Origin of the sequence: Arenibacter hampyeongensis (genome assembly GCF_002909255.1) — a bacterium.
In the GTDB taxonomy this organism is placed as follows: Bacteria; Bacteroidota; Bacteroidia; order Flavobacteriales; family Flavobacteriaceae; genus Arenibacter; species Arenibacter hampyeongensis.
The window spans coordinates 455,687-468,967 of record NZ_PIOB01000002.1; the positions used below are offsets into that span (position 1 = coordinate 455,687).

13 protein-coding genes are annotated in these 13,281 nt (G+C 38.9%); 8 read left to right on the top strand and 5 right to left on the bottom strand.

Annotation, left to right across the window (positions count from 1 at the left end):
* Positions 1 to 26: 26 nt before the first annotated feature.
* Both CWD91_RS06800 and CWD91_RS06805 read right to left on the bottom strand, forming a co-directional pair.
* Positions 27 to 638 carry a trimeric intracellular cation channel family protein gene (locus tag CWD91_RS06800; protein ID WP_103440222.1) on the bottom strand — a complete coding sequence of 204 codons (612 nt, stop codon included), beginning with the start codon at positions 636 to 638 and terminating at the stop codon, positions 27 to 29.
* A 3-nt stretch (positions 639 to 641) separates the two neighbouring features.
* Entirely contained in the window at positions 642 to 1,367 is a 726-nt protein-coding gene (locus tag CWD91_RS06805; RefSeq protein ID WP_103440223.1) for an RDD family protein, read from the bottom strand.
* Between the two features lie 38 nt (positions 1,368 to 1,405).
* Here CWD91_RS06805 and CWD91_RS06810 point away from each other — a divergent pair, with 38 nt between their 5' ends.
* The 6 genes from CWD91_RS06810 (at position 1,406) to CWD91_RS06835 (ending at position 7,638) form a co-directional block, all read left to right on the top strand.
* Complete coding sequence (locus tag CWD91_RS06810) at positions 1,406 to 2,386, top strand: stage II sporulation protein M (RefSeq protein ID WP_103440224.1); 981 nt, start codon at positions 1,406 to 1,408, stop codon at positions 2,384 to 2,386.
* Complete coding sequence (locus tag CWD91_RS06815; RefSeq protein WP_157943740.1) at positions 2,355 to 3,305, top strand: hypothetical protein; 951 nt, start codon at positions 2,355 to 2,357, stop codon at positions 3,303 to 3,305. The genes CWD91_RS06810 and CWD91_RS06815 overlap by 32 nt, the downstream gene beginning before the upstream one ends.
* Before the next feature lie 71 nt (positions 3,306 to 3,376).
* A complete protein-coding gene (locus CWD91_RS06820) occupies positions 3,377 to 4,030 on the top strand; it encodes a hypothetical protein (protein WP_157943741.1) in 654 nt (217 codons plus the stop codon).
* A complete protein-coding gene (locus tag CWD91_RS06825) occupies positions 4,023 to 5,213 on the top strand; it encodes a DUF4350 domain-containing protein (RefSeq protein WP_103440227.1) in 1,191 nt (396 codons plus the stop codon). Before CWD91_RS06820 ends, CWD91_RS06825 begins: the two co-directional genes overlap by 8 nt.
* A gap of 3 nt (positions 5,214 to 5,216) precedes the next feature.
* On the top strand, positions 5,217 to 6,221 hold the full coding sequence (locus CWD91_RS06830; protein ID WP_103440228.1) for an AAA family ATPase: 1,005 nt from the start codon (positions 5,217 to 5,219) through the stop codon (positions 6,219 to 6,221).
* A gap of 82 nt (positions 6,222 to 6,303) precedes the next feature.
* Positions 6,304 to 7,638 carry a DUF58 domain-containing protein gene (locus CWD91_RS06835; RefSeq protein ID WP_103440229.1) on the top strand — a complete coding sequence of 445 codons (1,335 nt, stop codon included), beginning with the start codon at positions 6,304 to 6,306 and terminating at the stop codon, positions 7,636 to 7,638.
* 46 nt (positions 7,639 to 7,684) lie between these two features.
* Here the strand turns inward: CWD91_RS06835 and CWD91_RS06840 are convergent, their stop codons facing one another.
* Positions 7,685 to 8,068, bottom strand: a complete 384-nt coding sequence (locus CWD91_RS06840; RefSeq protein ID WP_103440513.1) for a hypothetical protein — start codon at positions 8,066 to 8,068, stop codon at positions 7,685 to 7,687.
* 96 nt (positions 8,069 to 8,164) lie between these two features.
* Here CWD91_RS06840 and CWD91_RS06845 point away from each other — a divergent pair, with 96 nt between their 5' ends.
* Positions 8,165 to 8,404 (top strand): putative signal transducing protein, encoded by a 240-nt coding sequence (locus tag CWD91_RS06845; protein ID WP_103440230.1) that lies wholly within the window; start codon positions 8,165 to 8,167, stop codon positions 8,402 to 8,404.
* A gap of 463 nt (positions 8,405 to 8,867) precedes the next feature.
* The gene (locus CWD91_RS06850) at positions 8,868 to 10,598 is read left to right on the top strand and encodes a tetratricopeptide repeat protein (RefSeq protein ID WP_103440231.1); all 1,731 of its coding nucleotides are present in this window, start codon (positions 8,868 to 8,870) and stop codon (positions 10,596 to 10,598) included.
* A 119-nt stretch (positions 10,599 to 10,717) separates the two neighbouring features.
* Here CWD91_RS06850 and CWD91_RS06855 read toward each other — a convergent pair whose 3' ends face one another.
* Together CWD91_RS06855 and CWD91_RS06860 are read right to left on the bottom strand one after the other, a co-directional pair.
* On the bottom strand, positions 10,718 to 11,659 hold the full coding sequence (locus CWD91_RS06855; protein WP_103440232.1) for an NAD(P)H-dependent flavin oxidoreductase: 942 nt from the start codon (positions 11,657 to 11,659) through the stop codon (positions 10,718 to 10,720).
* On the bottom strand, positions 11,659 to 13,281 hold the full coding sequence (locus CWD91_RS06860; RefSeq protein WP_103440233.1) for a S8 family serine peptidase: 1,623 nt from the start codon (positions 13,279 to 13,281) through the stop codon (positions 11,659 to 11,661). The genes CWD91_RS06855 and CWD91_RS06860 overlap by 1 nt, the downstream gene beginning before the upstream one ends.

A 13,281-nucleotide genomic window follows, 5' to 3' on the forward strand; every position in this document is an offset into this window, starting at 1 on the left:
GTCCAAGCCCTATAATATAGATACCATCATCTAACAGGGCGATATATATTGGGAAGGGATATCTTAAATCTAACAGCTAGCAATCTAATCCCTATCACTATCAATATGGTAGCTACATAGGCATAAGCATCGTCATATGGCAATTTGCGTATAAGGAAAAAGCTAAGGCCGCCCATTATACAGGCCGTAGCATAAATTTCCTTTCTAAATATTACTGGTATTTCATTACATAATATATCGCGTATTACACCTCCGAAGCAAGCTGTAATGGTCCCAAGGGCAATACACATGACCGGAAGTAGGCCTGCGTTGAGTCCATGTGATATACCAACCATGGTATACAAACCTATTCCAATAGTATCGAAAAGAAAAAGAGATTTTCGTACATATTTCAATTGACTCCTAAAAACAATGGAAAAAATAACGGTTCCTGCAATTACATAAACATAGATAGATTCCTGCATCCACAAAACCGGTGTATTTCCAATAAGCAGATCTCTTAATGTACCACCTCCAATAGCTGTTACAAAGGCAATGATAAACACCCCAAATAAATCCAATTTCTTATCCATTGCTACCATAACCCCCGAAATAGCAAAAGCAACTATCCCTAAAATATCAATTACAAAATAGAACATGGGTTATGATTTTTGAGTGTAAAAATTATAATCTTTTAATACGGTATCAATATATTGAACGTCGTATAAATCTGAGTTTGAACTTAATAGACTTTCAACTTTGTCTCGCAAGGCTTTCAAAGTTTTAAAGTCATGACTTTTCCTGGCAATATAATAAGTTTCCTTTATTAAGCGTACATCTTTATCTGTCAATAAAGTAACATTAACAAACTTGGGAACATAGGTTTCCTCTACCTCTTCCAAAATGGTATGTGAGATTTTAACTTTATTTTTCGTACTTATTACTACTGTGCCCGCAGCGGCATCCCCTAGACGCTGTTTCTTATCCGTGAACAAAATGGTCAATAATCCGACGGATCCAACAAAAAGCCAAATATCTACAAAACGTAGCATCCACCTTACCAATAAATTCGACCAGTGTACAGGTGATCCGTCCAATCTTACTACCCTAATTTTCATAATCATCTTTCCTACAGTTTGCCCGTTGAACAAGCTGTGCATGATCAGGCTATAAAACATGGCAGGTAGAAAAATAAGGCCCACCAATCCTATTTGTGTCCAACTGTCATCAAAAACATATCCTATGGCCCTTCCTATTAATTGGACAAGGGCAGCATAGAGATATAACAAAAATCCATCAATCAAAAAAGCCAAGATTCTTTCACCAATACCCACAATTTTATAATCCAGGTTCACATTTTGCGATGTATTGATTTGAAGTTTGGACATATTAGTACTATTTTTATTTTTTAAATGATTATCCCTGTATGCGTGAGGCAGCTTTTGTGAAGCAAAATAAAGAAAAATGGATAGCATTTGAAAAGGCTATCAACTATAAGGCCAACATTAACCCGGACGAACTAGCAAATGGCTATATTCAACTCACCAACGATCTGGCCTACGCACAAACCTATTACGCGGAAAGCAAGACTTTATTGTATTTAAATTCCCTAGCTTCCCAAGCCCATCAAAAAATATATAAAAATAAAAAAGAGAGTCGGAATAGAATAATTGATTTTTGGAAAACCGAATTCCCACTTTTTTTTAAACAATATCATAAAACGCTGGGAATTGCATTCCTAATCTTTATGATGGCCACAGCCATAGGCAGTATTTCTGCTATTAACGATGTTACTTTCGTGAGATTAATTTTAGGGGATGCCTATGTTAATGAAACCCTCAATAACATTGCGAATGGCGACCCAACGGCAATTTACAAAGGAGGAAGCGAAATTGGCAGTTTTTTGGGGATTACCATCAACAATATTAAAGTAGCCTTTATGGCATTTTCCTTTGGTGTAATCACTAGTATTGGCACTGCTTATATTCTTTTTAGTAATGGGGTAATGTTGGGAGCGTTCATTACTTTTTTTTACACCCAGGAAGTCTTTTATCAGGCCAACAAGCAAATATGGCTTCATGGGACCATAGAAATATCGGTGATCATCATAGCAGGGTGTGCAGGATTGATTATGGGAAATAGTATCCTATTTCCTAAAACCTATTCCAGACGCGTCTCCTTTATGAAAGGTGCCAAGGATGGATTGAAAGTAGTGGTCAGCACTATACCTTTTTTTATTATTGCCGGTTTTATTGAAGGATTTATTACGCGGTACTCCAATATGCCTGCATGGTTGGCGTTTTTAATTATAGGCAGTTCATTATTACTCATATTGTTTTATTATATCGTTTATCCCATATTGTTAAACCAATCCTATGCAAATAAAAGACCAAGAAAAATATATTGAACTAAGGGTAGATAGGGACTTTGGTGATATCATCAATACCTACTTCGACTTTTTTAAACAGAACCTTAAAAAATTTACCAATGTTTTTTTAAGCTACAATGGTATTTTTCTTATAGGGCTATTGATTGTAAGTTACTTGCTGGTATCTGGGGTAATAGGCCTTATTACCAACAGCCAAAATTCAGTCTTGGAAACGGTAGGATCCAGCAGCGAAGCCTATATCATGTATTTTATTTTTGGTGGAATATTGTTCTTTCTAATTTTCTTAATGGTGGCCGTGTTGAATTATAGCCTAAGCACTTCCTATATGATAAAATATGAAGAAAATAAAGGACAAAATTTCATTAAAACCGACGTTTGGGCAGAGGTGAAAAACAATTTAGGAGATATTGTAGTTTTTATTTTAATATTAATAGTGCTCTTCTTGGGCCTTATGATCGCTGCGGTTGTTTTGACCTTCATCCCATTGGCCGGAATGCTTGCACAATATGTAATGCAATACTTTGTAATGGCCTGGGTAGGTGTGTCTTTTTTTGTTATGTTGAAAGAGAAAAGAGGCGTTACCGATTCTCTTGGGGAAGGTTGGAATTTGGTGACCAAAAACTTTTGGAGATCGGTAGGGGTTAATTTTATCTTGGGATTCCTAATTGGTCTTTTGTTTATGGTAGTTATTATGATACCAGGCATTCTCATTGGAATCTACACTTTCCACGTGGTTCAAAATGATGTTGACCTAGGTGCCTCAATTGTGCCGACCATAATTTACACCCTGGGTACCTGCCTTCTCTTGATTATAGCTGTTTATTCCCAATGTTTATCCCAATTTGTAAATGGTCTGCTGTATTTTTCCTTGCACGAAAAAACGTATAATTTAAATTCGAGAAGCAAAATAGACCAAATAGGACTTGAGGAACAGTGATAAAATTACAATATACCCTTTACTGTTTTTTATTCATATGCTCAGGGTCCGCCCAAGAGGTAAAAGATTCTATGGCGTTAAAGTTGGATAAGGATGGCAACATTCTATTGCGGTCTTTAGATCAAAATCTTTCACAAAAATATCAGGGGAAGGAATTTAACTACGACATTAAGGATGGTGAATCCCAAAATTTATTGGCACGTTTTCTCAATTGGCTTATGAACGGATTAAGGGATGTTTTTGGCATAAACCTTCCCCCGGGGATCACCCAAATATTGGAATACCTTATATACTTCCTTATGGGCATATTGGCCATATACCTGCTTGTGAGATTCTTGACCGGAGAAACTGCCTCTGCCATATTTAGAAAAAAGGCTACTTCATTTATAAATATTAACCTAGCCGAGAAACATATAGAAAGTTTCGATTTGGATGTTCTGATAAGCGATGCCATTGAACAAAAAAATTACCGATTGGGCATTCGCTATCAATACTTAAAAGTTCTAAAAACACTTTCACAGCAACAGATTATTGAATGGCATTATGAAAAAACAAATCAGGATTATGAAAAAGAAATAAAAGGGCAGAAAACAAAGCTGCTCTTTAAAGATGTATCCTATTTGTACGACCATATTTGGTACGGGGAACAGGAGATAGACGAGGATAGGTACAGGGCCTTCCAGGTCAAATTTACCAATTTAAATAATATGGGGACCAATGGATAAGCGTTCTAAAATTATATTGGCCATCTTTCTTGCTGTACTTATAGGTATTGTGGTAACCGAAATTGTACGCCCCAAACCCCTGAACTGGAGACCATCATATACTTCATCGGACAAGATACCTTTTGGTTGTTATGTTTTGTACAAAGAACTTACAAATCTATTCCCAGGACAAGAAATATATTCGTCCAACGAAAGTCTTTACAATATCTTGGTAGGTCGGGATTCCTCCAAAACTTCCAATTATTTGTTGATAAATGATTTTCTGGATTTTGACAAACAGGAAACCCATCAATTACTGCAGTACGTACATGATGGCAACGACACTTTTATTGCAGCTACCAGCTTTGGCACCTTCTTGGCCGACACCCTAAATATAGAGTTGGAAACCCAACATTCGATAAAAGAAGATACCGTACAAATTCGTCTTACCAATAATTCCTTTTCAAGGGGTGTTTACAATACGCATTTCTCCTCTGTAGACACCATAAACAGTACTATTTTAGGTTACCTTGAATTCGACCCTAAAGAAGGGCTTATAAATTCGTCCACCCAAGAAAAGACCGAAAGCCCCAATTTTGTGAGAATAAAATTTGGTAAGGGGAATTTTTACCTGAATACTACACCGCAGGCGTTTACCAACTATTATATGTTAAAGGAGAACGCCGGATATGTTGCCAATGCCTTTTCCTATTTAAAAGATAAGGATGTATATTGGGACAATTATAAAAAATCCGGACGTATTGTTATAAACTCTCCCATGCGCTTTGTACTTAATCAAGAATCCCTAAAATGGGCCTATTATCTAAGTATGATCGGTTTATTTATTTTCATAATATTCAAGGCCAAACGGGAACAACGAATTATTCCAGTGATCAAACCTTTGGAGAATTCATCCATTGAATTTGCCAAAACCGTTGGGGGCCTTTATTACGAACACAGGGATTATACCGATTTAATTTATAAAAAAATCAACTTTTTCCTGGAGCATATCAGAAGTCATTATTACCTCAACACCGAAACCATAGACGATAAAACTGCTAGAGATTTAGCCGCTAAAATGAGCAAGCCACTTTCGGAAATCCAAGACATTTTAGATTTCATAATACTTCTCAGGAATAAACCACATCACAGTGAACAGGACGTAATTCAACTGAACAAAAAATTGAATCAATTTAAAAAATAAGACATGGAAGAAATTCAGAAAGGGGAAGATAACAACCCGTTGGAATTTAAGAGCAGAATAGACCTTGGCCAGTTGCAGACCTCGGTAACAAGGATAAAATCGGAATTGGGGAGAGTGATTATTGGTCAACAAGACATGATCGAATTGCTCATTATATCTATCCTTGCCAACGGACATTCCCTAATCGAAGGAGTACCTGGAGTAGGCAAAACTGTTACCGCAAAACTATTGGCAAAAACTATGGATGTTGGTTTTAGTAGAATCCAATTTACCCCGGACCTAATGCCGAGCGACATTTTGGGCACCTCCATTTTTAATGTAAAAATTTCTGAATTTGAATTTAAAAAAGGCCCCATATTTTCCAATATTATTTTGATCGATGAAATAAACCGCGCTCCGGCAAAGACGCAGGCGGCCCTTTTCGAGGCCATGGCAGAAGGACAAATTACTATGGATGGTCTCACCTATGAAATGGAACCTCCCTTTTTGGTATTCGCTACCCAAAACCCCATTGAACAAGAAGGCACATACCGACTTCCAGAAGCTCAATTGGATCGATTCCTATTTAAAATTAAAGTGAATTATCCGTCCTTGGAGGAAGAGATACAGATATTGGAAAGTAAACATCGTCAGAAAAACAAAAACATTGAAGGCCTAATAACTTCAATACTTACGGCGAAGCAAATAGCAAACTATCAGGATACCATTAAGGAAATTATAATAGAGGACAATTTGATGAAGTACATTGCTGGCATTGTCAACAACACCCGCAGCAATGCAAATCTATATCTTGGAGCCTCCCCTAGGGCCTCCCTAGCCATAATGGATGCCTCCAAAGCGTTGGCCGCAATCAACGGTCGCGATTTCGTAACCCCGGATGATATTAAAAAAGTAGCGGTTCCCATTTTAGTGCACCGGGTTTTATTGACTCCGGAAAGGGAAATGGAAGGCTTTACCCCTGATAAAGTCATAAAACAAATTTTGGAGACCATTGAAATTCCAAGATAATAGGTTCATTATCAATTTGATCCTGTGCAAACGCAATAGTTGGTGATTTATCCAATGGGGAAATGTATAGCATAAACAAATCATGAGAAAAATCATAAAAAGTATTTATCTACAAAAGCGATTTTTTATCGTTTTATCTAGCTTGGTACTCGGCTTTATAATATCCTATATGGTCCCTGATATTTTGGGGGCAATAGAATTGATGTTCTATATTTTTTCCTTGATTTTTTTGGTTGATATTATTTTGGTTCTTGGCTCCAAGGGCGGAATAGGTGCTGAACGCATAGTTCCCGAAAAACTTTCGAATGGGGACGGGAACGAAATTGAAATAAAAATAAGCAATTCATATTTGTTCCCGGTAGGTTTGAAGATTTTGGATGAAATTCCCCATCAATTTCAAAAGCGCGATTTTGGTATTGAAACCGCTCTAGGCAAAGGCAAGGAAAAGGTATTCCAATATTACCTTAGGCCTACGGAACGCGGTGTGTATTCCTTTGGAAATTTAAACGTCCTTGCCCATTCCCCAATTGGTCTGATCGCTAAAAAATACACTTTTGGAAACGCCTTGGAAGTCCCAGTGTACCCTTCCTTTTTACAATTGCAGAAATACGATTTAATGGCCTTTACCAATAGATTGTTCGAATATGGTCTAAAGAAAATTCGCCGTATTGGCCATACCATGGAGTTTGAGCAAATAAAGGATTATGTTCAAGGGGACGATATTAGGAATATTAACTGGAAAGCTACTGCCAAAAAGAGCCAGTTAATGGTAAATCAGTATCAGGATGAAAAATCACAGCCTATATATTCCGTAATCGATAAAGGTAGGGTGATGAAAATGCCTTTTGACGGACTTAGCTTACTGGATTATGCCATTAACGCTACTTTGGTCATATCTCACATTGCCCTTAAAAAGCAGGATAAGGCCGGAATGTTCGCTTTTGGCAAGAAGATTGAAAACCGGGTGGTAGCCGAAAGGCGTAGCTCCCAAATGAACCTAATATTGGAAACACTTTACAATTTGGAAACCAATTTTGAAGAAAGTGATTACAGCCGATTGTATGCCGATATTAAGCGCAATATTAACCATAGAAGTCTAATATTACTATATAGTAATTTTGAGACCTTGGACGCCCTGCAACGGCAACTCCCCTATCTGCAGGCTATTGCCAGGCAACATTTATTAGTGGTCATTTTCTTTGAAAACACCGAATTGACCAAGTTTGTGGATGAAAAAGCGGAGACCATCCAGCAAATTTTTGAAAAAACAATCGCAGAGAAATTTGTTTATGAGAAGAAACTTATCGTCAACGAATTAAGAAAGTATGGCATGCAGACTATACTGACCAAACCCGAGAATCTTACCATAAATAGCATCAACAAATACTTGGAAATAAAAGCTCGGGGACTAATTTAATGCTTTATATTGGCCGTATTGGACAAGATACCGTGATTATTAATGTTCACTGTTCAATACTCACAGCCGTCCCTTTGGATAGGCTAATCAACATCTCTTTGTTCCTTCTTTTTTTCTTTTCCGAAAAAATATCAATGGTAACCCCAACAGAGACCCCGCCCAATACTGTGGCCGTTAGGTCCCTATTATCCCAGCCGTTATACCTTTGCTCATCATAAGCCTCTTTGGCCAAACCTGCCAATAAACTGGATGCGAAGGCACCCGCTATTCTCCAATATCGATTTCCATCGGAGATACGATCTGCTATATCCGCACCAATGGCACCGCTGAGTGCACCAGCTGCAAAATGCTTCACCTTATCTTCCTGCAGTTGTGCGCAAATTGATAAAGTTGAAAAAGAAATGAGAATACCTAAAATTATTCCTTTCATGGGCAACAAAGATACTAAGGCCTTTATAAATACTTTTAGAATATGAGCCAAAAATAAATTATGTAAATTGCCCAAAACTCATTAACACAGAAGAAAATGGATTCCAATTACACCAAGATATTTGCCGGTAATTTTATTTTGTCCCAAGCGATAATAAATCAATTAAGGGAAATAGGTATAGAACCGGTGATAAAAGACGAATCGGAATCAGGAAGATTGGCAGGTTTTGGTTCTCCCATGCAGGGCGATCAAGAAATATTCGTCAATGCTGAAGAGTTGGTTAAAGCACAAAGTATTGTCCTAAAAGTTATTGGTGCGCAAAAGACTACTCCTTAAATTGTCCTCTAATTAATTGAGAAAATTGACAATAAGTGGTGTTAACCCCTAGGACAAGATAAGGTCCTCTTTAAGGAACCTAGCCAATGGTAGGCCACTAAACTGGAAATACTGCCAAAAAGGTGGCATTCATTCGACTATTGCTTTTTCAATTTGCCCGCTGCTTTTAAAGTAGAGGCTTCACGAATATAAGTAGGTGGTATGGGCTCCTTTGTCCAGAAATACCCTAATAAAATAAATCGATTCTGGCATAACTCCCTAGAATTCACTACTTTTAGATAAAGAAAATATAGGTTTTTTCTTCCCCCCTTCAGTTGGGCATTATTAATTCTCCCCTTGCAAATTGGATTAACACTATTATGAACCCAGGCAATCTATTTTTAAACATAGGTTGGCTTTATATGGCAGCTTAATAACCCCCAAAGTAAAAGCAATTAACACATCAATACAAAATTTGAAGATCATGAAAACAAAATTAAGTCTCTTGATAATAGCCTTAGTGCTATTACCACTTGTTTATTATTGGACACCCGAACCTACACCGGAAGTATTGGAAGTAACACAGGAAGCTAGTTTTTACTCCATGAAATGTACCGTTGCCAAATACCTCTTGAAGGATGTGGACACTACACAACAAATTGCACCTCTGTTCGAGAATCTAGGTAATTTACATTTCGGCATAAGCACCGAAAACCAGAAGGCCCAAGCTTTTTTTAATCAGGGCATAAAACTCACCTTTGCCTTTAATCATGCCGAAGCCCACCGTTCGTTTAAGGAGGCATCCCGACTTGACCCTAAGGCTGCAATGACCTATTGGGGTCAGGCATATACCTTAGGTCCCAATATAAATGACCCCATGCCCGATGATGAGCGTAGGACAAAATCCTATGAAGCACTTAAAAAAGCTAAAAACTTGGCCCAAAATGGTACTCCAAAAGAAATGGCTTTAATAGATGCTTTGACCCATAGATATAGTGGTGAATTAACAAAGGATATTCCTGAATTAAATATGGCTTACATGAATGCCATGGAAAAAGTAGCGGAAAAATTTCCCGACGATGCAGATGTACAAACCTTATATGCGGCTTCAGTAATGAACACAATGCCCTGGAATTATTGGGACAATAATGGCAACCCAGCTCCCAATACACTCAAGGGGAAAACCGCCTTAGAGCGTGCCATGGCCCTGAATCCCGATCATCCTGGTGCTCATCATTATTATATCCATATGGTAGAACTTCCCAAACCGGACCTCGCCATTCCCAGTGCGGATAAGCTAGGGTCCCTAATGCCCGCAGCAGGACATATTGTACATATGCCCTCCCATATCTATATAAGGGTAGGTAGGTACGAGGATGCCGTAAAGGTAAATCAGGCCGCTATTTTGGCAGATGAAGATTATATTTCCCAGTGTTATTCACAGGGTATGTACCCACTGGGTTATTATCCTCATAATTTACATTTTCTATGGTCTGCCTCTACCCTTTTGGGTAATAGTGATATTGCTATTGACGCCGCCAAAAAAACCGCTGAAAAAGTCCCTATTGGCGAAATGATAACTATGCCATTTCTACAAGATTTTGCATCCACGCCTCTTTTGGCCTATACCCGGTTTGGAAAATGGAATGAAATCTTAACAATACCCTATCCGGGCGATGAATATAAACACCTAAAACTTATTTGGCACTATGCAAGGGGCATTGCCTTTATTAGAAAAAATAACATTAAGGAGGCCATGGAAGAACAAGAAGCTCTTACCGTTATGAAGAACGACCCGCAGTTGGAAACGGTAGTTGCCAATTATACCAATCCATCCTCAATTATTGCTCAGATTGCCCATGCCGTTATTTCGGGTGAGATTGCCGCCGCAGAAGGCGATATACCCAAGGCCCTGGAGCACCTATCAAAAGCCATTTACCTTGAGGATCATTTAATTTACAGCGAGCCAACTGCCTGGCATATACCCGTGAGGCAGACATTGGGTGCCATCTTGTTAAAAGCTGAAAGATTTTCGGAAGCTGAAAAATTGTATAAGGAAGATCTAGCAGTTCTACGCCAGAATGGTTGGTCTTTAATGGGTCTACACGAAAGCCTAATTGGGCAAAGTAAATTGGAAGAAGCTAAAATAATCAGGCAAGAATTTGATACCGCTTGGAAACATGCAGATATAAAGATAACATCATCTATACTATAACTTTGAAAAGATAATTTGCAAGTGAAGTTACACTTCAATGCTATTGGGTTTGGAAAAGTGGTTTCCCCAATTGCGTTATGCAACCTAGGTTTGGCAAAATACCTTAAATAATAACAATTTTACAAACGCTTCACCTCGGCCTTCGCAAGTGTAAATTCCTTTATTAGATCGGACACGATTTGCGCAGCGGGTTTAATATCATGGATAATAGCGGCAACTTGGCCTATTTCCAATTCTCCTTCTTCCAAATCACCCTCGAACATACCTCTTTTGGCACGCGCACGGCCCAACAGCACTTTTAGTTCCTCTACGGAAGCACAATCGGCATAGGCCTGCTGTATGTCGTGAAAAAATTTATTTTTTATCAATCGTACCGGAGCCAATTCCTTTAAGGTCAAAAGGGTTGCCCCTTCACCAGCCTCTACCACTTTTTGCTTAAACAAGGGATGGGAAGATGCTTCATCACTGGCTACAAATCTACTACCTACCTGGACCCCATCGGCACCCAAAACCATAACGGCCAACATTGCCCTACCTGTAGCTATTCCCCCAGCAGCTATTAGAGGAATACTTATCTTTTCTTTCACGGCAGGAATTAATGTCAATGTAGTGGTCTCATCCCTTCCATTATGTCCACCGGCCTCAAAACCTTCCGCTACAATAGCGTCTACTCCTGCTTCCTCAGCCTTTTGGGCAAATTTTACACTACTCACCACATGTACTACTGTAATCCCCTTATTTTTTAAAAAGGAGGTCCAAGTTTTTGGATTGCCAGCCGATGTAAATACAATCTTTACACCTAGGTCTACAATAATATCCATTAGCCTATCAATATCCGGATAAAGCATGGGCACATTTACGGCAAAAGGCTTATTGGTAGCCAATTTACATTTCCCTATATGTTTACGCAGTACCTCAGGGTACATGGATCCTGCTCCCAATACACCTAGTCCTCCCGCATTGGAAACCGCTGAAGCCAAACGCCATCCGCTGGCCCAAACCATTCCAGCTTGAATTAATGGGTATTCTATTCCAAAAAGATCGGTTATTCTATTTCCCATTAGTTTTTAATAAATTTAAATTCCTTACGAACACCATCAACCCTCACCTCCACAATATACAAAGCCCTACTTAAATTTTCCACAGGGATTTCCTGATTGTTTGGAGTAATTTGTTTTTGCAAAATTAGTTTTCCGTAGGTGTCAAAAAGTGATATTGAGGCACTGCCATAGGTCGGAGGAAGTTCTACCTGAAACTCGGATTTGGAGGGATTCGGAAATAGGTACCACAAAGTCTCATCCAAATCGGATTCATTTATCCCCAACATCACCAATGGTAAGGAAAAATTAGGTATACCATAGCCCATTTGGGAGTTTGGGTTTTGATAATGGGAAGATGATTCCCGTACCATTGCCATAATCTCAAGGTTGGTTTTTTGTGGGAACGCCTGCCAAAAAGAAGCTATGGCACCTGCCATTATAGGTGAAGCAAAAGAAGTCCCATTGTTTGGTACGAGTCGATCATCCGGACCAATAACTGTTGCCCTTTCCCCCATAGCCATCCCATCCGGTTTTATCCTGCCGTCCGAGCTTGGTCCCCTTGAACTAAAATTCGCATAATTGCCATTTCCATCAACTGCACCAACACCAAAAACGTTGGCATCCGCAGGGGCCGTAATTATTCCCCAATTACTATCCCCGGAATTCCCTGCCGAATTCACAACTAAAATTCCTTTTTCCGTAGCTATATTGGCCCCTTTGGAAATAAAAGCGGTATTACCGTCCATATCTGCAGGTGAATAATTATATCTGGGATCATCATAAGTGCTGTAACCCAAAGAGCTATTGATAATATCTACCCCAAGACTATCTGCCCTCTCAGCTGCCTCCACCCAATAACTTTCTTCCACCGGGGTTTCACTGGCAGCATCCTCCGTTCTAAAGAGAATATAGCTGGCGTCCGGAGCTGTTCCCACAAATTGTCTGTCTATAAAACCTGCCATATCCGATAACACCCGAGTACCGTGATCATTTACATTGGCCCTATAGATGTCTGTTGATCGTACCACAAAATCATACCCTCCCCATAAATCATTGTTGGATCGTAAACGGACAAATGCATTCATTTGATCTACATTGGGAAACCCACTGTCCAAAACAGCAATTAATATACCTTCTCCGGTAAAGTTATTTTTGTGCAATACATCTACCCTCAACTGTTTTACTTGCGTATCACTATGGCCATAGACAAAATCGGTCCTTTGTTCCTGAAACTTATTTGTATGGTTGTCCCATATATTTCTTGATGCCAAGGTTAATTTGGCACTAATACTCCTATCGGCAAAGAAAATGTGGTCTACGAACGGGAGATCTATTAATGCGGTAATATTTGTAATATTGCCAACCACATGGGCACAATTGAACCATTTGGACTTAGCCTTGACCGCAATCCCGGTTTGAAGTTTTAACTGGGCAATATAAGCCTCATTGATGGGAACGTCCCTCTCATCTATGGGTATATTAAATCTACTCTTTTTTTGTAGTGCCCTTTCAGTTAAAATACTTGTTGGGTCTGCAAGGGACTCCACTACCCTATCCTTATCTTTAAAATATACCCAAGCATGGTCCTGTGCCTTTCCCCAAATGGAGAATATTAAGCATAGAATGAGGGTAGCCCTTGACAT